At 66.8% G+C, this 23,687-nt stretch carries 18 protein-coding genes; 17 read left to right on the forward strand and 1 reads right to left on the reverse strand.

Annotated features, from left to right (window positions below; genetic code table 11):
• Positions 1-263 precede the first annotated feature (263 nt).
• The 4 genes from AZC_RS24440 to AZC_RS13360 are packed head-to-tail and all read left to right on the forward strand — an operon-like array spanning position 264 to position 3,580.
• Positions 264-1,607: a serine/threonine-protein kinase gene (locus tag AZC_RS24440; protein WP_052285930.1), complete on the forward strand. Its 1,344-nt coding sequence runs from the start codon at positions 264-266 to the stop codon at positions 1,605-1,607.
• Positions 1,600-2,343 (forward strand): PP2C family protein-serine/threonine phosphatase, encoded by a 744-nt coding sequence (locus AZC_RS13350; protein WP_158304114.1) that lies wholly within the window; start codon positions 1,600-1,602, stop codon positions 2,341-2,343. The genes AZC_RS24440 and AZC_RS13350 overlap by 8 nt, the downstream gene beginning before the upstream one ends.
• Positions 2,340-2,801 carry a hypothetical protein gene (locus AZC_RS13355; RefSeq protein ID WP_012171108.1) on the forward strand — a complete coding sequence of 154 codons (462 nt, stop codon included), beginning with the start codon at positions 2,340-2,342 and terminating at the stop codon, positions 2,799-2,801. The genes AZC_RS13350 and AZC_RS13355 overlap by 4 nt, the downstream gene beginning before the upstream one ends.
• Positions 2,798-3,580 carry a MinD/ParA family ATP-binding protein gene (locus AZC_RS13360; RefSeq protein ID WP_012171109.1) on the forward strand — a complete coding sequence of 261 codons (783 nt, stop codon included), beginning with the start codon at positions 2,798-2,800 and terminating at the stop codon, positions 3,578-3,580. The genes AZC_RS13355 and AZC_RS13360 overlap by 4 nt, the downstream gene beginning before the upstream one ends.
• A 12-nt stretch (positions 3,581-3,592) precedes the next feature.
• Here the strand turns inward: AZC_RS13360 and tssJ are convergent, their stop codons facing one another.
• The gene (tssJ, locus tag AZC_RS13365) at positions 3,593-4,165 is read right to left on the reverse strand and encodes a type VI secretion system lipoprotein TssJ (protein WP_158304115.1); all 573 of its coding nucleotides are present in this window, start codon (positions 4,163-4,165) and stop codon (positions 3,593-3,595) included.
• Between the two features lie 259 nt (positions 4,166-4,424).
• On the opposite strand from tssJ, the gene tssH reads away from it, so the two are divergent.
• The 13 genes from tssH to tssA all read left to right on the forward strand — a co-directional run bounded on the left by tssH (position 4,425) and on the right by tssA (position 23,650).
• Positions 4,425-7,052 (forward strand): type VI secretion system ATPase TssH, encoded by a 2,628-nt coding sequence (gene tssH / locus AZC_RS13370; protein WP_043879336.1) that lies wholly within the window; start codon positions 4,425-4,427, stop codon positions 7,050-7,052.
• A 15-nt stretch (positions 7,053-7,067) separates the two neighbouring features.
• Positions 7,068-7,451, forward strand: a complete 384-nt coding sequence (locus tag AZC_RS13375; protein WP_043879337.1) for a PAAR domain-containing protein — start codon at positions 7,068-7,070, stop codon at positions 7,449-7,451.
• Between the two features lie 2 nt (positions 7,452-7,453).
• Positions 7,454-8,512 carry a methyltransferase domain-containing protein gene (locus tag AZC_RS13380; protein WP_052285931.1) on the forward strand — a complete coding sequence of 353 codons (1,059 nt, stop codon included), beginning with the start codon at positions 7,454-7,456 and terminating at the stop codon, positions 8,510-8,512.
• Positions 8,513-8,585: 73 nt separating this feature from the next.
• Entirely contained in the window at positions 8,586-9,062 is a 477-nt protein-coding gene (locus AZC_RS13385; RefSeq protein WP_043879338.1) for an Hcp family type VI secretion system effector, read from the forward strand.
• A gap of 29 nt (positions 9,063-9,091) precedes the next feature.
• Positions 9,092-11,101, forward strand: a complete 2,010-nt coding sequence (locus tag AZC_RS13390) for a hypothetical protein (RefSeq protein WP_012171114.1) — start codon at positions 9,092-9,094, stop codon at positions 11,099-11,101.
• Positions 11,102-11,229: 128 nt separating this feature from the next.
• Entirely contained in the window at positions 11,230-11,706 is a 477-nt protein-coding gene (locus AZC_RS13395) for an Hcp family type VI secretion system effector (protein WP_012171115.1), read from the forward strand.
• A gap of 211 nt (positions 11,707-11,917) precedes the next feature.
• Positions 11,918-13,960, forward strand: coding sequence for a type VI secretion system Vgr family protein (locus AZC_RS13400; protein ID WP_012171116.1), 2,043 nt, complete (start codon positions 11,918-11,920; stop codon positions 13,958-13,960).
• A 10-nt stretch (positions 13,961-13,970) separates the two neighbouring features.
• Positions 13,971-14,573, forward strand: coding sequence for a DUF6931 family protein (locus AZC_RS25715; RefSeq protein WP_012171117.1), 603 nt, complete (start codon positions 13,971-13,973; stop codon positions 14,571-14,573).
• Complete coding sequence (locus tag AZC_RS13410; RefSeq protein WP_012171118.1) at positions 14,570-15,745, forward strand: FHA domain-containing protein; 1,176 nt, start codon at positions 14,570-14,572, stop codon at positions 15,743-15,745. The genes AZC_RS25715 and AZC_RS13410 overlap by 4 nt, the downstream gene beginning before the upstream one ends.
• Entirely contained in the window at positions 15,742-17,076 is a 1,335-nt protein-coding gene (gene tssK / locus AZC_RS13415; RefSeq protein WP_012171119.1) for a type VI secretion system baseplate subunit TssK, read from the forward strand. The genes AZC_RS13410 and tssK overlap by 4 nt, the downstream gene beginning before the upstream one ends.
• Before the next feature lie 328 nt (positions 17,077-17,404).
• Positions 17,405-18,799: a type VI secretion system protein TssL, long form gene (gene tssL / locus AZC_RS13420; RefSeq protein ID WP_043879339.1), complete on the forward strand. Its 1,395-nt coding sequence runs from the start codon at positions 17,405-17,407 to the stop codon at positions 18,797-18,799.
• Between the two features lie 27 nt (positions 18,800-18,826).
• Entirely contained in the window at positions 18,827-22,363 is a 3,537-nt protein-coding gene (gene tssM, locus AZC_RS13425) for a type VI secretion system membrane subunit TssM (protein ID WP_043879340.1), read from the forward strand.
• Between the two features lie 141 nt (positions 22,364-22,504).
• Positions 22,505-23,650 (forward strand): type VI secretion system protein TssA, encoded by a 1,146-nt coding sequence (gene tssA, locus AZC_RS13430; RefSeq protein WP_043879341.1) that lies wholly within the window; start codon positions 22,505-22,507, stop codon positions 23,648-23,650.
• Positions 23,651-23,687: the final 37 nt, after the last annotated feature.

Raw genomic sequence — 23,687 nt, forward strand, 5'->3', positions numbered from 1 at the left:
GATTATATCATATAGGCCCGACTGACGCGGCGGCGCGAGTCTGCGCGCGCAGAATATCGGACGCATTCCGGTACGCCAGTCGCGTCGAAACACCAGACCGCGACGGCGCCCAAGGAATGGCGAGTCGCACCAATCCGGCGGAGCGCCGTGATGCGATCGCGCGACAGCCGAGGGCCCGGCTTCCCACGGGGCCAAAGTTGCAGCATATCCCTCGGGGGGCGGGGCCGCTAAGATCGCGGCTCCGAGATTCCCGGCAGGCGGGCATGGATCACGATCGCGACACCGCGCACCAGATGGGCCAGCTGCTCAACCGCTTCGTGGTGGGAAAGCTGCCGTTCCCCGAGCTGACGCGCGCCCTTGCCCCCCTGTGCCGGACCGCTGAAGGCGCCGATGCGCTGGACGACCTGCTCCAGCGCTGGATCGACGTCCAGGGGCTCGGCGTCTCGTTGGCGGAAGGCATTCGGAGCGAAACGCTGACTCTCGCCGCCGCTCCACCCGTCGAGACACCGGCCAGCCGCAGCGCCCCGCCGCGCAACCTGCCCGGCATGGTGGAGGACGCGGTCCTGTCTTCCTTCGTCGATCGCTTCAAGAAGGAGCGCAGCGGCGGCAATCCGGCGGCGAAGCACGATACGCTGGGCTCCGCCCTGTCCGCCTATGAAGGGCTGCGCCTGCGCCGCTACGCGCGAGAGACCACGGAAGGCGCCGTGCGCCCGCCGCTCCAGACCAAGCCGGAGGCGGAAGCCCAGAAGGGCATGGTGCTGCGCGACCGCTTCATCCTGGAGAACGAGCTCGGGCGCGGCGGCATGGGCATCGTCTATCGCGCCATCGACCGGCGCCGTCTGGAAGCGGGCGCGCGCCAGCCGTATGTCGCCATCAAGATGCTGAACCTCAGCTTCGCCAGCCATCCCGACGCCCTGCGGGCACTGGAGGCGGAGACCCGGCGCACGCAGGATCTCGCCGATCCGCGCATCACCACCGTCTATGACTTCGACCGGGACGGGACCCACGCCTTCATCGTGATGGAGCTGCTGGAGGGCGTCGGCCTCGACCGCCTTTTGCGGGAGGAGCCGACCTTCTGCGGCAGCGAGGATGCCCAGCGCGTGCTGCGCGACCTCATGGAGGCGCTCGCCTTCACCCACAGCCGCGGCGCCATCCATGCGGACCTGAAGCCCGGCAATCTCTTCCTGTGCGCCGACGGGCGGCTGAAGGTGCTCGACTTCGGCATTTCGGCGGTGGCCGGCCAGAACGCGCTGGAAGAGGCGCCGATCAGCGGCCTCACGCCTTCTTATGCCTGCCCCGAGCGCAACGAAGGCGGGCCGCCCTCCGCCTCGGACGACGTTTATGCGCTGGGCTGCCTCGTGCATCTGCTGCTGACCGGCCGCCATCCCTACGACCGCATGAGCGGCAGCGAGGCGAAGGCCGCCGGCATCGCGCCGTACGAACTGCCCATGCTGCCGCCCGCCGCCCGCCGCGCGGTCAATGCCGCTTTGTCCTTCGACGAAGCCCAGCGGCCTGCCGATGCCGGCGCATTCCTTGCCGCCTTCACCGCCGAACCGGAGAACCGCAATTCCCTCTTCTCCTTCTGGTCGGCACGCAAGAATGGCTGACGACATGCAGGCCCAGCCCGGCGCGCGGCCCTACGACACCGTCCGCGTCGTCCGCGCCGGCGTCTTCGAGATTTCGCTCGCCAGCCGGCAGGGTCCGGGGCGCGAGAACAATGAGGACGCGGTCTTCAGCAATCCGGAGACCGGCGTTCATCTGGTGGCCGACGGCGTCGGCGGCCTGCCCTATGGCGAGGTGGCGAGCTGGGAGATCGTGCAGGCCTGCACCGCCATCCATGCCGCGGACCTCTCCTTCATGGATCGGCTGGAGTGGCTGGAGGATCGTCTCCTCGCCGCCAACCATACGCTCTATCAGGCGGGCATGACGGCGCCGCAGGCCTTCACCATGGCCTCCACGGTGGTCGCCGCACAGGTGGAAGATGATCGTGCCGGGCTCTTCTGGGCCGGGGATTCCCGCGCCTACCTGCGCCACCACGGCCGCCTCTTGCAGCTCACCACGGACCATGTGGAACTGCGCGACCGGCGGCGCCTCGTCACGCGCCTGGTGGGCGCGACGCCCGACCCCGAACTCGATTTCCGCATCGTGCAGATCGACCCCGGTGCGCGGCTGCTGCTGTGCACGGATGGCATTTTCGACGCGGTGCCGCCGGAGGTGATCGGTGCGACGCTCGACCTCGAGCGACGCGATCTGGCGACGGCGCTGCTGGAAGCCGCCGACTGCTATTCCGGGCGCGACGACGCCACCGCCATCGTCCTGCGCCATGTGGGAGGCACCCCATGAGCGAGGCCGATCCGTCTGCCCTGCCCTGCGCCGGCGACCATGAGGCGCTGTCCCGCCTCGAGGGGATCTGCCGCCAGATCGCCAAGGGCGACTACGACAATGTGGATGACCTGTTCGCGCTGACGGTCGCCGAGGATGCTTCCGAGACCATCCACCAGCTGGCCGAGGCCTTCGGCTTCATGCTGGTGCAGGTGGAGGCGCGCGAGATGCGGCTCAACATGCTGATCGAGGACCTGACGGGCCTCAAGGAGCAGTTGGAGATCGCCAACGGCAAGCTGAAGCAGGAAAATGCCGAACTCAGCGTGCAGTTGAAGCGCCTCACGGTGGAGATCGACCGCCAGGAGCTGAAGAAGCACGTGGGCGCCATCGTCGAGACCGAATATTTCCAGGATCTGCAACAGCGCGCGCGTGAGATGCGGGCGCGGCACATGCGGAGCGACCAGGCGCGAGACGAATGACCACCATCATCTCCGTTCACTCCTATCGCGGCGGCACGGGCAAATCGAACATCAGCGCCAATGTGGCGGCCCTGCTGGCACAGTCGGGCCATCGGGTGGGCGTGATGGACGTGGACATCCGCTCGCCAGGCATCCACGTGCTGTTCGGGCTTGAACCGCAGAACATCGACCACACGCTGAACGACTTCCTGTGGGGCCGGTGCAGCGTCGATGCGGCCATCGTGGACGTGACGCGCGCCGCCGTGCCCGGCACGCCGCGCGGGCGCGGGCAGGTGCTGCTGGTGCCGAGCAGCATGCGCACCGGGGAGATCGCGCGCATCCTCAAGGAAGGCTATGCGGTGGAGGTGCTCAACGAGGGCATCCACGAGCTCTGCCGCCGGCTCGACCTCGACTATCTCATCATCGACACCCATCCGGGCGTGAACGAGGAGACGCTGCTCTCCGTCGCCATCTCGGACACCCTGCTCATGGTGCTGCGGCCGGACCAGCAGGACTATCAGGGCACGGCGGTCACGCTCGAGCTGGCGATGCGGCTGGAGGTTCCGCAGATGCTGCTGGTGGTGAACAAGGTTCACAGCAGCATCGATGCGGTGGAACTGAAAGGTGAGATCGAGGCCGCCTACCGCTCGCCCGTGGCCTGCGTGCTGCCGCTCAGCGACGATCTGGTGCGGCTCGGCAGCGCCGCGGTCCTTGCGGCCGTCACGCCCAATGCTCCGTATGTGACGGCGCTGCGGGATGTGCTCGCCTATCTGGAGCCCCGGCACGCCTCCGCCGGATGAGGCGGGGCCGGCTCAGAAGGGGAAGAGGGGCGGCGTCGGATCGCCCTTCCAGCCGACCACCACGGGAATGAACTGCGCGGTCAGCCCGACGAGATTGAGCTGCACGTCGTTCACGAGACTGGGCTTCAGGCCGATGGTGGTGCGCCACTGTGCCTGGTCGATGGTGCGGAAGGCCGCGATGGCGCCGACGAGCGTGGCATCGGGCGGCGCCTCCTCCTTGACCGGAATGTTGCCGTTCGGCGGCACCACGATCTCCTTCTTGGAGACCATGCTGGGACCGAGGATCTGCGCGTCCTGCGACCAGAGCGTCTGGAAGTCGCTCTGCATGAAATTGGTATCGTCCTTCAGGACATAGAGCCGGACGGTCACCGGCGAGGCCACGCCCACGAGGCTCGGATTGATCGTGTCGTCAGCCAGAAGCCGCACGCCGATGATGGTCGGCTTGGGCGGCGGGGTGGGAATGGCGCCGCAGCCGGCGAGACCCGCAAGCCCGCCGGCAACGAACGTGCGCCGCGCGAGCACCGCCCCGGACCCCGCAAGGATCGTCGGTCGGACCTGCGTTTCCGGCACTTCTCGTTCAGACAAGGGGCACTCCCACATAGCCGGCCGCACGCTACCATTTTCTATGACCTGCGCCCGCGCGGCTGCGCAAGCGAAACCAAACGCCCGTCCGCATACAATCCGTTTACCGTTTATTTTCCCCCTACCGCCGCGGCCGATCGGTTAAAAACACCCAAATATCGCCACCCCCAGTGGCCGAGACGACACACTCTCGTGACCTTTATACCGCTAGTCTGACGCGGATTCCTGATTTACTCCTTGCACGGCTAGGGTGGAGACAAGAATGGCTGCGGTTGACCTCAAGGCTCTGATCGGCCGCTTGGATGGCACCTGCCGCTCGACCTTGGAGGGGGCAGCCGGCTTCGCCCTCATGCGCACCCACTACAATGTGGAGATGGAGCACTGGCTCTCGCGCCTGCTGGCGGAAGCCAATACGGACATCCCGCTCATTCTCGCTCATTACGGTGTCGAGCTCGGCGCCGTGGAACGGGACATCGCCCGCAGCCTCGACCGGCTGAAGACCGGCAACAGCCGCCCGCCGGGCCTCTCGCCGGACATCGTGGAGACGGCCAAGCAGGCCTGGCTGCTGGCTTCCATCGAAGGCGGCCTGTCCCAGGCGCGGTCCGGCCACCTGCTCTGGGCCATGCTCTCGGACAGCTCGCTGGCGCTGAAGCTCAACGACATGTCGGCGGGCTTCAAGACGCTCTCCGCCGACGCGCTGCAAAAGGACTTCGCCAGCATCACCGCCGGCTCAAGCGAGCAGCAGGCGGCCCTCGCGCAGCCCGCCCCCGGCTTCGCGGCTCCCGGAACCGGCGGCAAGGCGGGCGATGCGCTGGCGCAGTACACGGTGGACCTGACCGCCGAAGCCAAGGCGGGTCGGATCGACCCGATCATCGGGCGCGATTCAGAGATCCGCCAGATCGTCGACATCCTCATCCGCCGCCGGCAGAACAATCCGATCCTCACGGGCGAGGCGGGCGTCGGCAAGACGGCGGTCGTGGAAGGCTTTGCGCTGCGCATCGCCGCCGGCGACGTGCCTCCGGCCCTGCGCAACGTTGTCCTGCGCACCCTCGACCTCGGCCTGCTCCAGGCCGGCGCCAGCATGAAGGGCGAGTTCGAGAGCCGGCTCCGGGCGGTGATCGACGGCGTGAAGGCCTCGCCCGTTCCGATCATCCTCTTCATCGACGAGGCGCACACCCTGATCGGCGCCGGCGGTGCGGCGGGACAAGGCGATGCCGCCAACCTGCTGAAGCCGGCCCTCGCCCGTGGCGAACTGCGGACCATCGCGGCCACCACGTGGGCCGAATACAAGAAATATTTCGAGAAGGACGCCGCCCTCACCCGCCGCTTCCAGGTGGTGAAGGTGGAAGAACCCTCCGAGCCCATCGCCATTGCCATGCTGCGCGGCCTCGTGCCCACGCTGGAGGGCTATCACAAGGTCCGCATCCTCGATGAGGCGCTGAGCGAGGCCGTGCGCCTGTCCGCCCGCTTCATTCCTTCGCGCCAGCTGCCGGACAAGGGCGTCTCGCTGCTCGACACCGCCTGCTCACGGGTCGCCGTAAGCCAGACTACCATTCCCGCCGCCATCGACGACCGCAACCGGCGGATCGAGCTGATCGACGCCGAGATGGTGCTCATCACCCGCGAGCAGGCCTCCGGCGTCGATCACACCAAGCGTGCGGAGACGCTGGCCGCCGAGCGGGCCACCCTCGATGCCGAGCGCATTACGCTCACCGAGCGCTGGGAAGCGGAGCTGGCGCTCGTGAAGTCTCTGGGCGACCTGCGCACGCAGCTGGAAGCCGAGGCGGAGGCCACCGCGCATGACGCGCTGCGGGTGAAATATGCCGAGGAGAGCGCCAAGCTCGCCGAATTGCAGGGCGAGGCGCCGCTGGTCTTCCCACTGGTCGATGGCCAGGCCATCGCGGAAGTGGTGGAGAACTGGACCGGCATTCCAGCCGGCCGGATGCGCAGCGACGAGATCCGCAACGTCCTCGGCTTGCAGGCGACCATGGAACAGCGGGTGGTCGGCCAGTCCCACGCCATCGCGGCGGTGGCGCAGGCCATCCGCACGTCGCGGGCCGGCATGACAGACCCTCGCAAGCCGCTGGGCGTCTTCCTGATGGTCGGCCCCTCGGGCGTCGGCAAGACGGAGACCGCGCTGACGCTGGCGGACCAGCTCTATGGCGGTGAGCAGAACCTCACCACCATCAACATGTCTGAATATAAGGAAGAGCATAAGGTCAGCCTGCTCATGGGCAGCCCGCCCGGCTATGTCGGCTATGGCGAGGGCGGCGTGCTCACCGAGGCGGTGCGCCGGCGGCCCTATTCGGTCATTCTCCTCGACGAGATGGAGAAGGCCCATCCGGGCGTGCAGGACATCTTCTTCCAAGTGTTCGACAAGGGGTCGATGAAGGACGGCGAAGGCCGGGAGATCGACTTCAAGAACACCGTCATCATCATGACGTCCAACGCCGCATCGGACCTCATCACCAAGCTCTGCGCCGATCCCGAGACCATGCCCGAGCCGGGCGTGCTGGCGCAGGCGCTGCGGCCGGAGCTCGAGAAATACTACAAGGCCGCCTTCCTCGGCCGCGTGACGCTGGTGCCCTATCTGCCGCTGACGGATGCCATCATCCGCCAGATCGTGGTGCTCCAGCTCGGCCGCATCCGCAACCGGGTGATGGAAGCCTATGGCGCGAGCTTCACCTACGCGCCGGAGCTGGTGGAAACCATCGCGGCGCGCTGCACCGAAAGCGCCTCGGGCGCGCGCAACATCGAGAACATCCTGTCGCGGACGCTGCTGCCCGAACTCTCCGGCCACCTACTGGAAGCCATGGCGCAGGCGAAGCCCATCACCGCGATCAGTGTCGGGCTGAAGGAGGACGGCCAGTTCTCCTATCAGTTGCAGTGAGCGGGGCGCCGCGCCATGCCCCCCGCAGCCCGCCTCGGCGACAAGGTGATGCAAGCCGGCCCGCACTGCCACGCGCCGATGCATCCGGCCGCGCCTGTGCCGACGCCGGTGCCGCATCCGCCCATGCAACTGCCGATCATGAAGGGCTGCACGACCGTGCTCATCGGCAACATGCCTGCGGCGCGGGCCACCGACACCACCACCCCCTGCATGCTGGCCGGCTGCGTCCCCGGCGGGCCCGGCATGATCGCCATGGGCTCCGCCACCGTGCTGATCGGCAGCCTGCCGGCGGCGCGGGTGGGCGACATGACGGCCCACACAAGCTGCGTCGCGCCCATTCCTGCACCCACGGGCACGGTGATGGCACCGGGTTGCACCACCGTCATCATCGGCGGGTGACCATGCGGCTGCTGCACCATGAAACCCTGAAGCCGGTGTGCCCGGCCTGCCGCCAGACGGGAGCCGAGCACCCACTGGCGCTGGAGGCTGGTGCCGTCATCGTCGAGGGCGACGTGCGAACCGGCATCCTGCGGTGCAGTGGCCCCGCCTGCGGCAAGGCCTATCCCATCCTCTCCGGCACCCCCATCCTCGTGCCGGATGTCAGCTCCTGGCTCGCCGCCAACCTGCACCTCGTGCTGCAGGGCGAGGTCGAAAGCGAAGCCGTGGAAAGCCTGCTCGGCGATGCGCTCGGACCGGACGCCGCCTTCAACGTGGTGCGCCAGCAGCAATCGACCTATGGGCACGACCACTACGGCGACGTGTTTTCCGGCGGCGTCGCCGCGCCGACGGGCAGCGTGCGCCAGGCCCTCGCGCAGGCTCTCGCCCATCTGCCTGCGAAGGCTGGTCCCTCGATCGATCTCGGCTGCGCGGCCGGCCGCACCACCTTCGATCTCGCCGCCGCCACCGGCCGCCCGGCGCTCGGCATCGACCTCAACTGGCACCTTCTGAGGCTCGGCCGCACGGTGCTGGACGACGGCCACGTCCTCTATCCGCTGCGGCGCTCCGGCAACCGTTTCGAGCGGCGCAGCGCGCGGGTGAACCTGCCCGGCGCGGCGCTGTGCGACTTCTGGATCGCCGACGCGCTGGCCCTGCCGTTTGCGGGCGGCACGTTCGGCTATGTGAGCGCGTTCAACGTACTCGATTGCGTGAGCCGGCCGACCGCGCTCATCGCGGAAGCCCGGCGCGTGCTCAAAGCCGAAGGGGGCCTTGCCCTCTCCACGCCCTTCGACTGGGCAACCCACGCGACGCCGCCGAACGAATGGCTTGACGGCCCCGCCGCGGCGCGGGCGGTGCTCCAGGGCCATTTTCCCGCGCCTGCGGGGGCCCCCGCTTCCGGGATGGCGCAAGAACTGCGCCTGCCCTGGCATGTCCGTCTGCATGACAATGCAGTCGTCCACTACGAGGCCTATGTCTTTCTCGCTTCAAAAAAGGATGTTTCTTCAGGCCACCAAGCAGCCTGATTATCGTCCCGTCAAATAAGAATGCTAATCGAACATCGATCCGCGCCTGCGGAAGCGTTCAGGGAGGTCTGTGGTGGCCATATACGTTAAATATGACGGCATCGACGGCGAAGCCACGCATCAGGACCACAAGAAGTGGATCGACGTCCTTTCGCTCTCCTGGGGCGTCGGGCGCGGAATCTCCACCGTCTCGGGTTCGGGCAACAACCGCGAGGCCTCGGAGCCCTCCATCAGCGAAGTGTCCATCGTCAAGATGTTCGATGCGTCCTCGCCCAAGCTCTTCACGGAGGCCTGCACGGGCAACACCGGCAAGACCGTGAAGATCGACCTCACCACCACCGGCAGCCCCGGCGCGACCTACTGCACCTACACGCTGACCAACGCGCTGATCTCGTCCTACTCGGTGTCCTCGGGCGGCGACCGCCCCACCGAGTCCATCTCGATCAGCTTCACCAAGCTCGAGTTCAAGTTCACCCCCTACGACGACAAGAACAAGGCCGGCACCCCGGTCACCGTGTCCTACGACCTCGCCACCACCAAGAGCGCGTAAGGCGCGCGCTCAATCAGGGGGCACAAGAGATGGGCATCTTCGAAAAGGGCGCGACGACCGATATCAATTCGGCCATCCAGCGGATCATGAACAAGGCGGCCCAGCAAAACTGGGACACGGTCACGGCTACCCTCGCCTCCCCGGTCGATGCCCTCGTGACGGAACTCGGCCCTCTTACGGGCAAAGCGGGCAAGGAAAGCACCGTCGATGCAGCGGTGATGCTGGCCTGTGTGACCGCCCAGAACGATCAATCCTTCCTCACGACCGTCAGCCAGATCGCCACCAATCTCTCGGGCGCCACGGTCATATCCGGCAACGGCAGCGTTGATTCAGCCCTCAGTCTAACCTTCAACATCGAGAACTTCCGCGGGGCGGTGAAGGAGAATGTCGACGCCGTCAAAGGTTCGGTGATCACGACGGCGCCCGTCCTCGTGCAGTTGCTGGACGTGATTCTGATCCAGTCGGTCTCAGCGGTGCCTTATGTCGGACCGGTGCTTTCCGGCCTGCTGGGAGGCTTCGGCACAGGCCTTGCCGCCGCCTTCACGGTGGGCGGAAACGCCATTGCCTCGCAATTCACACCGCCCGACAAGACGGACAACCCCGTCAATGCCATCACGGGAATCCAGAACAGCTCGCAGGGCATGGGCTATACGACTGCCACCAACATGAACAAGGGCATCTCTGGCGTCATTTCCAAGAATGCCACGCTCAATGTCGGCGGCATGGTCGGCAAGGCCGGATCGAAGGCGTCGGGTCCAGCCAGCTTCATCTATTATCTCTACAAGGGCAAATCGGCGAAGGATGAATCCAAGCGCCTCGAACAGCTTCGGGGGCTTGGAGACGATAACGCGATCCTGCAGTCCCTCGGCAACACGATGGTCCAGAACCCGCTGGACCAGCATCAGTTGGCCCAGAACGCGCGCGTTCAGCAATCGCGCTTTGGCGGAGCCATTCCGCAGCTGGTTCAGGATGCCGGCAAAAATCTCAAGGACAAGCTCCAGACGGAAGAAGACAGCCTCACCGCCTTCTTCAACAAGATACCGGACGTCTTCGACAGCTATAAGAAGTTCGTCCTCCAGGTCGCGAATGCCAGCCTGGTGGAGTCCTTCGCGCCGATGATCCAGTCCTTCGACAGCCGGCTCGCCGAGATGAGGATCAAGCTCTCGGATCCGACGCTGGGGCCAAGGTGGCTCAATACGCCGAAATATCGCGAAGAGCATGTCGTTACCCTTCTGATCCTCGGCTATTATTTCAATCGTCTGCTCAAATCCAGCGAACCGCTGCGCAAGACCTACAGGCGGCACATTGCCGTCTATTATCGCCACATGCCCATGCCCGGCACCGGCAGCCAGACCACCTTCATGCTGCCTCAAGACAGCTCCGTTGTGATCCCGCAGGGACAAGACGTCGTTCCGAAATTCAGCGCGTTCTCCAACGTATCGAAGAATGAGACTTCGTCGGCGATTATCAGTGCCTTCAACGCCACCAAATCCCTGCCGCAACTCTCCCTGAGCGAGACGGCCGTCGAATGGGCGCAGATCGGCGAAAAGGCCAAGACTTACGTTTCGCTGGTAAAGAACGCGCTCGTCAACGAGATGGCGCAGGGCTTTTCTCAAAGCCTGAACAACCGTGTCGGTTTGTCGAGCGCGGTCAAGCTCTATCTCGCCGCGACCCTCATCGTGAATCAGGTGATGGTGCAGACATCCGCCGGCAAGGGGATAGAGATCGATGACCGGTATGTCGCCAGCCTGAGCGACCTCGGCTTTGTTAATCTTTACCGGAAGCTCGGAAGCTACGACAAGGCTGACAAGCTCAAGTTGACGGGCTCCGGGCCGAACGCGAAGCTGCGGTACCCGATGGCGAGCCGCCTGTCGCGTAGCGCAAGCACGGCCGAGCGGACCATGATGTATCTGTTCGCCTGTTGCGTTCTTGCCTATGTCGATGTGGGGCGGATCGTCATGGGCTATCAGGACTGGACGAAGACGCAGGAGCGCCTCCATCTTCTCATTGATGAAATCAACAAGGCGGAAGAAGATTAGCCCGAATTCAGGCTTACCTACTCTGCCCGCATGCCATATATCCAGAACGTTTTCCCCAAGCTTTCTATTTTACCCCTCTGAACGGCAAGTTCGGCTCCGAAATCTCAACGCCAACAGGAGAGTAAACTATGGCCATCTACGTTAAATATGACGGCATCGACGGCGAAGCCACGCAGCAGGACCACAAGAAGTGGATCGACGTCCTCTCGCTCTCCTGGGGCGTCGGGCGCGGCATCTCCACCGTCTCGGGCTCCGGCAACAACCGCGAGGCCTCCGAGCCCTCCATCAGCGAAGTGTCCATCGTCAAGATGTTCGATGCGTCCTCGCCCAAGCTCTTCACGGAGGCCTGCACGGGCAACACCGGCAAGACCGTGAAGATCGACCTCACCACCACCGGCAGCCCGGGCGCGACCTACTGCACCTACACGCTGACCAACGCGCTGATCTCGTCCTACTCGGTGTCCTCGGGCGGCGACCGCCCCACCGAGTCCATCTCGATCAGCTTCACCAAGCTCGAGTTCAAGTTCACCCCCTACGACGACAAGAACAAGGCCGGCACCCCGGTCACCGTGTCCTACGATCTCGCCACCACCAAGAGCTCGTGACGCGCGGATCGAAGGTCAGGTTCACAGGCTTGGCCGCGCGGGACCCTGTCCCGCGCGGCGCTCCAGTTTGCGGGGCACAGGCGACTCTGCCCCGCCGGTCAGGCAGAATGGACGACGTTGGGATATGGTCGAGGCGGCGGCGCGTGGGGCCTGAGCGCGCAGGGACTATCAAGGTCCGCCGGCGCCGGCCTGCCCGCAGCGAGGGGATCGCATGAGTGACGCTTCAGCCCCCGTGCAGACCGACCGGCTGCTGACGCTCACCACGCCGCTCGGCGGCGATGTGCTCATCGCCACGCACCTCGAGGGCAAGGAAGGCCTGTCCGAGCTCTTCCTGTTCACCCTCACCATGACGTCCACGAAGGCCGACATCACGCCGGACAGCCTTCTCGGCAAGCCGATCACCGTGGCCATCGCCCGGCCCGGCGGCGATCCGCGCTACATCAACGGCATCGTCACGCGCTTTCAGGCCGGGGACCGCACGGTGGACGGCATGCGCCGATACCGGGTCGAACTCTCGCCCAAGCTCTGGCTGCTCACCCGCACGTCCGACTGCCGCATCTTCCAGAACCAGAGCGTGGTGCAGATCGCCGACACGCTGCTCTCGGAGGGCGGCATCACCGACTACAAGAAGCAGGGCCTCTCCGGCAGCCACCCCAGCCGCGATTACTGCGTTCAGTATCGCGAGACGGACTATGCCTTCCTCCAGCGCATCTTCGCGGAGGAGGGCATCTATTTCTATTTCCAGTACGACTCTTCCAGCCACACGCTGGTGCTGAGCGACAGCACGGCCGGCTATGTGGATTCAATCGACAAGTCGGTCATCCACGCCCCCGTCACCACCGGCGAGACCATCGCCGTGCAGGAATGGGCGAGCGGCTTCCATTTCCGGTCCGGCAAGGCGACGCTGAACGACTACAATTTCGAGCAGCCGGCCAACGATCTGACCGCGAGCACCACCACCGTGCTCGACAATTCCGCCTTCAAGAGCTGGGAACTCTACGACTATCCCGGCGACTACGACACCAAGGACAAGGGCACCCCCCTCTCGCGCCTGCGCATGGAGGCGGAAGAGGTGGACTATGCCGTCTCGCCGGGGGCCTCCACCTATGCCGGCTTCCTGCCGGGCGCGAAATTCACCATGTCGAAGCATGAGGTGGTCAGCGAGCAGGGCCGCAGCTATGCGCTGCGCACGGTCGAGCACAGCGCGCAGGACCTCTCCCATCTCGGCAACCAGAGCGGCAGCGTCTTCTATCGCAACCGCTTCACCGCCCTGCCCGCCGCGACCGCCTTCCGGCCACCGCGCATCACCCGCCGCCCCCTCATCCCCGGCCCGCAGACCGCTCTCGTGGTCGGGCCTTCGGGCGAGGAGATCTATTGCGACAAGTACGGCCGCATCCGTCTGCAATTCTACTGGGACCGTCTCGGCAAGAAGGACGAGAACAGCTCCTGCTGGGTGCGTGTCGCCCAGTCCCTCGCCGGCTCGAGCTGGGGCACGCAGTTCACCCCCCGCATCGGCATGGAAGTGGTGGTCATCTTCCTGGAGGGCGATCCCGACCGGCCGCTGGTGGTGAGCGCCGTCTACAACGGCCAGAACATGCCGCCCTATACCCTGCCCGACAACAAGACCCAGAGCGGCATCAAGACCCGCTCCTCCCCGCAGGGCAGCGCCAGCACGTTCAACGAGCTGCGCTTCGAGGACAAGAAGGACAGCGAACTCGTCTACATGCACGCGCAGAAGGACTTCACGCGCGAGGTCACCAATGACGACACGCTGACCGTCTCCCACGACCAGACCATCACCATCAAGAACAACCGCACCGAGACGGTCCAGGAAGGCAACGAGAGCGTCACCATCTCCAAGGGCAACCGAACGCTCACGGTGTCCGAGGGCAACGACAGCCTGACCGTGACCAAGGGCAACCGGAGCGCCACCATCTCCGAGGGCAATGACACGCTGACGCTTGCGAAGGGAAACGTCACGACGACGCTGAACGGAGGCAATCACACGCTGAAGCTGGATTCCGGCAATGCGACGATGCAGTGCGACGGCGGCAGCATCACCCTGCAGGCGGCACAGACGATCACGCTCAAGGTCGGCGGCAATTCCATCACCATCAGCCAGAGCGGCATCTCGCTGAGTGGCACGCAGATAACCATTTCCGGCAGTGCCAAGGTTCAGGTGAGCGGCTCCATGGTAAACGTCAGCGGCGATGGAACCGTCCAGGTGAAGGGCGGTCTTGTCACCATCAACTGAGAGGGGATCGATGGAGCTTGGCTTCCTTCCCAAGCTGCGCTTCTCGCTGGCGGAGCAGCTGTGCACCGTTCTGGAGCCGGGCGAAGAGGCGCGTGCGCTGCTGAAGCCGGGCATGAGCGCCGGGCAGTTCCTGTCGGCGCTCGCCGGCGCCGGGCTGTTCGTGGATGCCATCCGCTATCTTGCCGTCGCCCTGCCCCGTCGCGAGGCGGTGTGGTGGGCCTGCGCGTGCCGGCGCACCTTCCTGCCGGCCGAACTGCCCGTGGCCGAAGCGACTGCCTGGCAGGCGGCGGAAGCGTGGGTCTATGAGCCGTCGGAGCCGCTGCGCCGCGCCTGCTTCGCGCCCGGCGAGGCGCTGAAGTTCGAGACCGCGGGCGCCTATGCCGCCCTTGGCACCTTCTGGTCCGGCGGCAGCCTTGCGCCGCCCGAGGTCGCGCTCGTCATCCCGCCGGGCGACGGACTGACGGGGTCGGCCATCGCGGCCTCCGTCATCCTGTGCTGCGTGCCCGGCCCGGCGAAGCACACGGGCCAGCGCCAGCAGGCCGCCTTCGCCATCGGCATCGACATCGCCAACGGCGGCGTCGGCCTCACCGAAGCCCAGGGCCAGCCGTCATGAGCGCGGTGCTGCATCTCAAGCTGATGGTGCCCGGCGCCGTGCCGCCGGACCAGCGGGCCCGCAGCCTGTCGGACGGAACGCTCCGCATCGGGCGCGACGCGGACAATGACTGGGTGCTGGAGGACCAGTCGCGCCTGATCTCCCGCCATCACTGCACCATCACCGCACAGGCGGGCCTGTTCACCATCATCGACACGTCGGGGAACGGCGTCTTCATCAACAATGCCGAGCGTGCCCTCGGGCGCGGCAATTCGGCGATCCTGAGCGAAGGCGACCTGCTGCACATCGGCGACCTGACGCTGGAAGTCTCGGTGGTAGCGCGCACGGACGAGGCGGATGCCTTCCGCGCCATCCTGCCGCCCCTCGGCATGCCGGCGGATCTCGGCATCGGCGCGCCCGAGACGCCGCAGCCGCCGCCTGTCCCGGTCTATCCGCCGGCCGTGTCCTCGGCGCCGCTTCTGGCACCGGCCCGCCGGACGGTCGGCTTCTCGCCCGAAGTGCCGCCGCCCCCCGTGCCGGACTTCAACACACCGCTCAACACCGGCTGGGCTCCAGCCCACACGCCGTTCGGCGACCTGCCTCAGCCGGAGATCAAGCCCCACGGCACGCCGCCGGACCACCTGCCGGTGGAGGAAGAAGCCTTGCCGGTCATCCGCATGGCGCCGCCCCAGATCCCCGACGACTGGTATCTGGACGGAACGACGAGCGAGGCGGCCGCCCCGCCACCCGCCCGGCAGCCGGTGGTGCCGCCCATGGCGCCGCCGGCGTCGCCTCCTGCCCTTCCCTCCGCCCCGCCGCCGTTCCCGGATCTCTCGGCACCCGCCGCCCGACCGGCGCCGACACCGACGGCCGACGAGCGCCTCACGCTCTCCCTCATCGAGGCCCTGAGCGTGATTGAGAATGCCGCCTTGCCGCCGGGCCAAACCCGCATGCTGGCCGGACCGCCGGAGGGGGTGCTGGAGCGCCTGTTGCGGGAAGATCCCGAATGGGTCGGCCTGTCCCTCGTCAGCCTGTCCGCGGGCATCGCAGACAGGCTGGGCCCTACCCAGCCGCCCGCTGCCCCTGCCGTGCCCCCGGGCACGCGCAGCGCGATCATTCCCGATTTCCCCGACCTTGACCTGCCCGAGCGCGTCCCGAACCCGTTCCGCGCTCCCGGAGACGATCAGCCATGAGTTCCAACAGCAAAGTCGTCTGGTCGGAGGGCATGTTCCTCAGGGCACAGCACTTCCAGCAGCAGGACCGCTACACGGAACGGCTCGTGCGCCAGCGCGTGGACGGCATCACGCCCTACGCCTGGGGGTTCCGCTCGCTGGAGATCGACCGCGGCCTGCTCGGCCTCGGCAAGTTCGCCCTCGCCTCGGCCGACGGCGTATTTCCCGACGGCACGCCCTTCCGCATTCCCGATGACGATGCCCATCCTCCGGCCATCGACCTGCCAGTGGGCCTGTCCGAAAGCACCGTCTATCTGTGCCTGCCCGTCACGCTGCGCGGCGCGCCCGAGTTCGACGTCTCCGAACAGTTCAATTCGACCGCCCGCTTCGCCTCGGAGGAGAGCGACGTGGTGGACGCCATCAGCGGCGCGCAGGGCGTCTCGCGCATCCGCACGGCCCGGCTGCGGCTGTCGCTCATGCTCGAGCATGAGGATCGCTCCGGCTACCAGTGCCTCGGCGTCGTGCGGATCCAGGAGGTGGTGGCCGACCGGAAGATCAATCTCGATACCGGCTACATCCCCCCGAGCCTGAGCTGCGCCGCCTCGCCCGTCCTCGGCGGGTTCCTCAACGAGGTCTCCGCCATGCTGCATCATCGCGGTTCGGCGCTCGCCCCAAGGCTCACCGGCTCGACGGCGCACGGCGTCGCGGAGGTGGCGGACTTCCTGATGCTCCAGCTCACCAACCGCATGGAGCCGCTGCTCGGGCATCTCGCCGGGCTGCCCCATCTCCATCCCGAGCGGCTCTACGCCACCTTCCTGGAACTGGCCGGCGAATTGTCCACCTTCACCGCGCCGGACAAGCGTCCGCGCGAGCTCCCCGCCTACCGCCACGACGATCTAGCCCTGACCTTCCTCGCCCTGATGTCGGAACTGCGCGCCCAGCTCAGCGCCGTGCTGGAGCAGGCGGCGGTGCAGATCCCGCTGCAGGACCGCAAGTATGGCATCCGCGTCGGCGTGATCGCCGACCGCACGCTCCTCACGGGCGCGGTGTTCGTGCTCATCTTCAAGGCGAGCCTGCCGGACGAGGCCGTGCGCCGGACGCTTCCCGCACTCATCAAGATCGGTCCGGTGGAGCAAATTCGAGAACTGGTTAACGTGCAGCTGCCGGGCATCCGCATTCAGCCCCTCGCGGTGGCGCCACGCCAGATTCCGTACCGCTCGGGGGCAGTCTATTTCCAGTTGGAGTCGGACAATACCATGTGGTCGCAAATGGCCTCTTCGGGCGGCATTGCCGTACATCTGGCGGGTGATTTCCCTGATGCGGCGATGGAACTCTGGGCCATTCGGCGGTAGGTTACTCCCGTCTTAAAATGACGTCCGGATTGGTGAAAAAATGCCGATGCCGAACGGAAGGTTGCAGTCGATCGCGTGCAAACGTCGGCACGCGCAATTGATCGAATGGCAGCGCTCCGAAACGGGCATTCGGCATCGGTCACGCTAATCTGGAAGTCGGATCCGGCCGTCGAAACACATGACACGCTCGTGCAACTCAGGCGGATGATGCTTCCGTCCTGATCACTGGAAGGGAGCCATGGCCAGAGACACTGATCCACAATCGGACGCGGAGACGACCATCGTCGCTCCCGCCGCGCGGTGGCGTGCTCCGGCCAATGAGCAACCTGTGTCGCAGGTCGCTCCGGGCCGTGCGGCGCCTGTCGGCACCTTCCCCTTTCCCCGGCCGCCAGGCAGCGACGGCCGCCTGAAGCCTGTCGAGCGGGAGGCCCCGCGCAAGGGACCGGCCGCGCCGACCGTGCCGCCCCTGCCGACCGCGCGCACCGATGACCGTGCCCTCAAGGCGGCGCTTGAGGTCTATCAGGACAATCCGGGCCTTGCGCTCGCCGTTCCGATCTTCGAGTTGCTGGTGCGGGCGCAGTTGCAGCCCACCGGCGACGCGGACGAGTTCCACGACCACCTGCTCGATGAGCTCCAGACCTTCGAGACCCAGGCCATCTCGCGCGGCCTGTCGCAACAGCACACGCGCCTGATCCTCTACGCGATCGCGGCCACGGCCGACGACTGCATCCTGAACACGCGCTGGGGCAACGAGAGCGACTGGGCGGCGAAGACGCTGGTCTCGGCGCTCTTCCAGGAAACCTGGGGCGGCGAGCGGTTCTTCGGCCTGCTCAACCAGATGATGGCGGCGCCGCACTCGGTCGTGCGCGAGATCGAATTCTACTATTTTTGCCTTCAGTTCGGCTTCGAGGGCAAATACCGCCTCGCCGCCAACGGCAGCGGGGAACTGACGCGGCTCAAGGACGACGTCTTCCAGTTCCTGCGCAGCGTGCGCGGCGGCGTGAAGCCGGAACTCTCGCCCAACTGGCGCGGCCTTTCCGCCGAGAACCAGGGCCCCGGCGATCTGCTGCCGCTGGTGTTCTACGGCGCCGGCATCGCGCTCTTCCTGCTGCTGCTGTTCATCGGCTATTCGCTGGTGCTGCGGCGCGAGGCGAACCTCGCCGTCCAGCAGGTGCAGAACCTCATGGCCGAGCCGGTGGTCATCCGCACGCCGCCGGTGGCGACGGCGGCCGCCGCCCCGGCACCTGCTCCCACGCCCGCCGCTCCGCCCGCGCCCAAGCCGCCGGCCGAGACGCCCCTTCAGGTCATCTCCGGCTTCCTGGAGCCCGAGCAGCAGGCCAAGCTCATCACCGTGTTCGGCCGTGGCAATTCAGTGGTCATCCAAACCCAGCAGGAGCTGTTCGCCTCCGCCAGCACGACCCTGCGCCCACCCTATCCTGAGGTGATCGCCAAGGTCGCGGCGGCGCTCGCCAAGTTCAAGGGGCCGGTCAACGTGCTGGGCTACACCGACAACGTGCCCATCCGCACCGCCACCTTCCCGGACAATCTCGCCCTCTCGACGGCCCGCGCCCGCGCGGTGGGACAGGCCCTCGCGGCGGGCCTCGGCGGCAACGCCCGCATCACGACGGTCGGCAAAGGCGACGCCGACCCCGTCGCGTCCAACGACACGCCGGACGGGCGGCAGAAGAACCGCCGCGTCGAAATCGTTCTCACGCCGCAATAGGCCCCGAGCCAAGCCCTGACGATGCAAATGACCCTCACCACATGGACATTCTGGCGCTGGGTGCTGCTGTTCGCCGCGGCGGCCGTCTTCGCGCTGCTGGTGTGGCTCCTCGGGCCGCGCCTGTCCTTTGACGGGGTCTCTCCCTTCGCGGGCGTCACGCCGCGCGTGATGACCACGCTCATCATCGTGCTGCTGGCCGGCCTCGTCGCGCTCTACTGGGCTCTCAATCAGCGCCATCCCGCCACCGCCAGCGAGACGACAAAGCCCAGCGCCCCGAAAAAGGCGCTGCCGGCCCTCGAAGCGCCGACCGCCTCGCGGGCGCAGCGGGAGGCGATGGAACGCGGATTCCAGCTGGCGCTCGGCGTGCTGAAGCGCATCCGCACGCCGGGCTTCTTCAACCGCAGCTACAAATATGAACTGCCCTGGTACGCCATCATCGGCGCCGAGCAGGCCGGCAAGAGTGCCCTCATCCGCGCGTCAGGCCTGCGCTTTCCGCTGAACGAGGCGCGCAACGGCCAGATCAACGGCGGCACCATCAGCCTGTCCTTCACGGATCAGGCGGTGCTCATCGAGACCCGCGGGCCCATGGTCCCGCCCTCGGAGGAGAACACCTGGGGCCTGTTCGGCCTGCTGCTGAAGCGCTACCGCCACCGCCAGCCCATCAACGGCATCGTGCTCGTGCTCTCGCTCAGCGACATGATGCGGGCGACCGACGCCGAGCGCTTTTCCCTCCATGCCGATCTGCGCGACCAGCTGGAGCGCTTCCAGGCCACCGTGAAGGCCCGCGTGCCGATCTACGTGGTCTTCACAAAGGCCGACATCATCCCCGGCTTCGACGAATTCTGCGCCGACCTGACCTCCGTCGAGCGGCAGGGCGTGTTCGGCGTGACGCTGCCGCTCTATGACGAGCGCGGCATCACCACGCGCGGCAAGCCGCTGCCCGCCACCTTCTCCGCGGAATTCGACAATTTCCTGCGCTGGCAGATGCCGCGCATGGCGAGCCAGGTGAGCCAGGGCTTCGGCGTCGGTCCGCGCTTCGACTGCTTCATGATGCTGCCGCATCTGGCCACGGTGAAGCCGCTGATCGCCGACCTCATCGAGGACGTGTTCAAGCCCACCACCTACGACCGCCCCCTGCTGCTGCGCGGCTTCTATTTCACCAGCACGCAGGCGACCTCGCCGCGCGACGCCAATGCGCTGCCGCCCGCCGGCACGCCGGACCCTGCCGCCACCCGCAAGACCGGCCTGTTCATCCACGATTTGTTCGACAAGGTGATCTTCAAGGAGGCCGGCCTCGTCGAGCATGACCCGACCGTGCGCCGCAACGAGAACGTGCTGCGCTGGGGCATCGCCACGGCGGGCATCACGCTCAGCCTCGCCCTCCTGTCCTGGATGACCATCAGCTTCGTGGCCAACCGTTACCTGATCGGGGAAGTGGAGCGGGCGACCGACCGCACCAAGACGGCCATCGCCGCCCTCGACGCCAATCCCACCGTCCAACCGAGCGCGGAGACCGACTTCGCATCGGTCCTGCCGGTGCTGAACAGCCTTGCGGGGCTGCCCACGGGCTGGGATGCCCGCCATCAGCATGTCGCCTGGCAGCTCGAAGGCGCACTCGGGCAGAAGCGCTACCTCGCCGAGGCCACGCGCCAGGAATATGTGGAAGGGCTCGAAGCCCTGCTCACGCCGCGCGTCATCATCGCCCTGCAGCGGGAAATTGCCGCCAACATGCGCAATCCCGATGCGCTCTATCAGGCGCTGAAGGTCTATCTCATGCTGGGCCACGCCGGCCCCATGGACCGCACCGTGGTCGTGACCTGGATGCACAACCTGCTCGCCAATATCTATCCGGGTCCCACGCAGGCGCCGCTGCGCAACGCGCTGCTCGAGCATGTGGAAAACATGCTGGAAGTCGGCGTGCCGCCCATCGAGCTGGAACAGGAGCTCATCAGCCAGGCCCGGGCCGTCCTCAACGCCTATCCGGCGGCCAATCAGGGCATGGCGATCCTGCAGAACCGCAGCGAGATCCGCGCCCTGCCCGTCTGGCGCGTCACCGACGTGGCCGGTCCCCTCGCCCCTTATGCGCTGGCGCGCCGCTCCGGGCGCCCGCTCAACGAGCCGATCGACGGCATGTACACATCGGCGGCCTTCTTTCCGGTGGTCATACCGGCCATCTCGGAGGTCGCCAGTTCCATCATCTCCGACGACTGGGTGCGCTTTCCCTCGACGCCCTCCGCTCCGGAGGCGGCCCGCATCTCGCAGCTCACGCGCGACATGACGGACCTCTATGTCAACGACTACATCTCCGTCTGGCAGAACATGGTGAGCGACGTGACGCTCGCCGGCTTCGACAACCTGCAGGCGGAACTCGCCGTGCTCCAGGCCGCCCTCGGCCCGCCCTCGCCGCTGTCGAGCTATCTCCAGGCGGTGACCAAGGAAACGACCATCGAACTGCCGGAAGCGGCGGGCGGCGCGGCCAAGGCCGTCGGCACTGCGGCAGCTGCCGTCGCCGGGCCGGCCGCGGGCGCCGTCAATGCGGTCCTGCAATCCGGCAATGCGCGCATGAAAGCACTGGCCCAGTCCGTCACATCCCGCTTCTCGGATCTCCACACCTTCGCCAGCGGAACCCCGAGCCCGCTCGACGAGGTGCTGCGCTCCATGAGCCAGTTGCGCGCCCTCCTCGGCCCCGCCGCCAGCATGGGCGGCGCGGACCCCGCGCAGATTACCGAGATGACCTCGGGCCCGCAGTTCGCGCAGATCCTCTCGCAACTGAAGCTGAACACGCTCACGGCGCCGCCGGCATTGACGGATTCCATCGTCTCGCTGGTCCGCCAGACCTCGACCATCGCCAATGCCGGCGTGAAGGCGGATCTCGACAGCGCCTGGAAGACGCAGGTCCTGCCCTTCTGCCAGGCGGCCATCAACGGCAAGTTCCCGTTCTCCAACTCGCCGAACGACGTGACCCTGGCCGACTTCGCCCGCATGTTCGCCCCCGACGGGCTCATGGACCAGTTCTTCAACAAGCAGTTGAAGAACTTCGTGGACACGCTGAGTTCGCCGTGGCGCCCGCTGACCAATGTCGCGACCCACCCGGACATTTCGCCGGCCGGCCTCGCCGTGTTCGAGCAGGCGGCGAAGATCCGCGCCGTCTTCTTCCCCAATGGCGGCACGACCCCGGAAGTCAGCTTCTCCATCACGCCGACCGATCTCGACCCCGGTGCCATGCGGGTGAAGGTGGAGATCGACGGCCAGTCCTTCATCTACCAGTACGGCCCGACGGTGCCGACGGCGATGAAGTGGCCGGGCAACGTCGGTTCCGTGCGCGTGGAATTCGGCGTCGGCGGCGACAGCGGACCGGCGGCGGTGAGCTACACGGGCCCGTTCGCGCTGTTCCGCTTCCTGGCCGGACGGGGCGTGAACCGCATCAGCCCGACCCGCATCAATTTCGGCGTCACGCTCGGCCCCCGCTCCGCGAGCTTCGCGCTCGACGCGGCAAGCGTGAACAATCCCTTCCAGCGGCCGCCGTACGCGGGCTTCCGCTGCCCGACATCCCTCGTTCAGTAGGGGTCCTTCCATGCTCCCGCACGACGCCGGACCGCCGCAGAGGTCGGGTCAAACATCGCCTTGGACAGGGGCATCGGGTCCACTTAGGCTAACTCCGCGGTTTCCTCCTTTGGCTGCCCAGTGAAGGACAGCGAGAACAGCATGACGGTCGAACCGACTTTTGACGTTTCTGAAGGTCTTGCGCCGATCGGCGACCCGCCGGGTTGCGGAACCGATCCGCGCGCCGACATGTCCGGCAACTCGCCCTTCCTGCAGATGAAGGACGCGCGCGCCGACGCGCGCCGGAAGGAACGGGCGCTCGACGTGGACCCCGACGCACCGGGCGCGGAGGACGACTGGGGCTCGGCCGGCGAACTCGGCATGCAGATCCTGTCCGGCGTCGGCAAGGATCTGGAGGTGGCCGCCTGGGTCATCGAGGCGCTCGTGCGGCTCGACGGCTACCGTGGCCTCTATACGGGCTGCCTGCTGGCCGAAGGCCTCGTCCGCACCTTCTGGGACGGCATCTTTCCGCTGCCCGATGAGGACGGCAATGACGGGCGCCTCTCGCCCTTCGTGGCGCTCAACGGCGAGGATGGCGAGGGCCTTCTCATCCAGCCGCTGCGCAAGATCCCGCTGACGGCCGGCAGCGAGCATTTCTCCTACTGGCAGTACGAGCAGGCCCGCGAGATCGCGCAAATCGGCGATGCCGACCGCCGGGAGGCGCGTATCGCCGCCGGTGGGCTGAGCATGGACGCCTTCGACGAGGCCGTCGGCTCGACACCGCCGTCCTTCTTCGCGGATCTCATCGCCCAGATCGAGGCAGCGCTGGCCGCGCTGAACGCTCTGTCAGATGCCTTTTCCGAGCGTGTGGGCGTGGATGCCCCGCCGGCCGGGGCCATCCGCAACCTGCTCAACACTGTCCTCGACGACGTGCGCATCTTCGCGGCGTCCAAGCTCGAGCAGGCGAGCGCCAGCCAGCTCTCCGAGCAGGCCGGATCTGACGAGGCGGCCGGCGGCGGCGAGACCGCGGGCGACGGGGAAGCCGAAACGGGCGGAGCGCCCGGCGCCCCCCGCGGGCCCGTGGCCAATCGCGAGCAGGCCCTGCGGCTGATCCTCGAGGCGGCCCGCTTCTTCCGGACCAACGAGCCGCATTCGCCGATCTCCTACACGCTGGAGGAGATCGTCCGGCGGGCGCGCCTGCCCATGGGCGCGCTCATCGAGGAACTCATCGTCGATCCGGAAGCCCGTCGTTACTTCTACCTTGCCGCAGGCTTGAGGCCGCCGGCAAATCCGGAACCGCAAGAATAAGATAACCGACATGAATGTGTCGCAGGCCTGAAATACT

This window comes from Azorhizobium caulinodans ORS 571 (assembly GCF_000010525.1).
GTDB classification, from domain to species: domain Bacteria; phylum Pseudomonadota; class Alphaproteobacteria; order Rhizobiales; family Xanthobacteraceae; genus Azorhizobium; species Azorhizobium caulinodans.

What these genes read in the sequence shown, in the direction of transcription:
- AZC_RS13400 (WP_012171116.1), top strand. Translation starts at nt 11,918, where the DNA reads ATGAGTGACGCTTCAGCCCCCGTGCAGACCGACCGGCTGCTGACGCTC.
- AZC_RS13395 (WP_012171115.1), top strand. Translation starts at nt 11,230, where the DNA reads ATGGCCATCTACGTTAAATATGACGGCATCGACGGCGAAGCCACGCAG.
- AZC_RS24440 (WP_052285930.1), top strand. Translation starts at nt 264, where the DNA reads ATGGATCACGATCGCGACACCGCGCACCAGATGGGCCAGCTGCTCAAC.
- tssH (WP_043879336.1), top strand. Translation starts at nt 4,425, where the DNA reads ATGGCTGCGGTTGACCTCAAGGCTCTGATCGGCCGCTTGGATGGCACC.
- tssM (WP_043879340.1), top strand. Translation starts at nt 18,827, where the DNA reads ATGACCCTCACCACATGGACATTCTGGCGCTGGGTGCTGCTGTTCGCC.
- AZC_RS13360 (WP_012171109.1), top strand. Translation starts at nt 2,798, where the DNA reads ATGACCACCATCATCTCCGTTCACTCCTATCGCGGCGGCACGGGCAAA.
- tssA (WP_043879341.1), top strand. Translation starts at nt 22,505, where the DNA reads ATGACGGTCGAACCGACTTTTGACGTTTCTGAAGGTCTTGCGCCGATC.
- AZC_RS13390 (WP_012171114.1), top strand. Translation starts at nt 9,092, where the DNA reads ATGGGCATCTTCGAAAAGGGCGCGACGACCGATATCAATTCGGCCATC.
- AZC_RS13355 (WP_012171108.1), top strand. Translation starts at nt 2,340, where the DNA reads ATGAGCGAGGCCGATCCGTCTGCCCTGCCCTGCGCCGGCGACCATGAG.
- AZC_RS13410 (WP_012171118.1), top strand. Translation starts at nt 14,570, where the DNA reads ATGAGCGCGGTGCTGCATCTCAAGCTGATGGTGCCCGGCGCCGTGCCG.
- AZC_RS13350 (WP_158304114.1), top strand. Translation starts at nt 1,600, where the DNA reads ATGGCTGACGACATGCAGGCCCAGCCCGGCGCGCGGCCCTACGACACC.
- AZC_RS25715 (WP_012171117.1), top strand. Translation starts at nt 13,971, where the DNA reads ATGGAGCTTGGCTTCCTTCCCAAGCTGCGCTTCTCGCTGGCGGAGCAG.
- tssK (WP_012171119.1), top strand. Translation starts at nt 15,742, where the DNA reads ATGAGTTCCAACAGCAAAGTCGTCTGGTCGGAGGGCATGTTCCTCAGG.
- AZC_RS13375 (WP_043879337.1), top strand. Translation starts at nt 7,068, where the DNA reads ATGCCCCCCGCAGCCCGCCTCGGCGACAAGGTGATGCAAGCCGGCCCG.
- AZC_RS13380 (WP_052285931.1), top strand. Translation starts at nt 7,454, where the DNA reads ATGCGGCTGCTGCACCATGAAACCCTGAAGCCGGTGTGCCCGGCCTGC.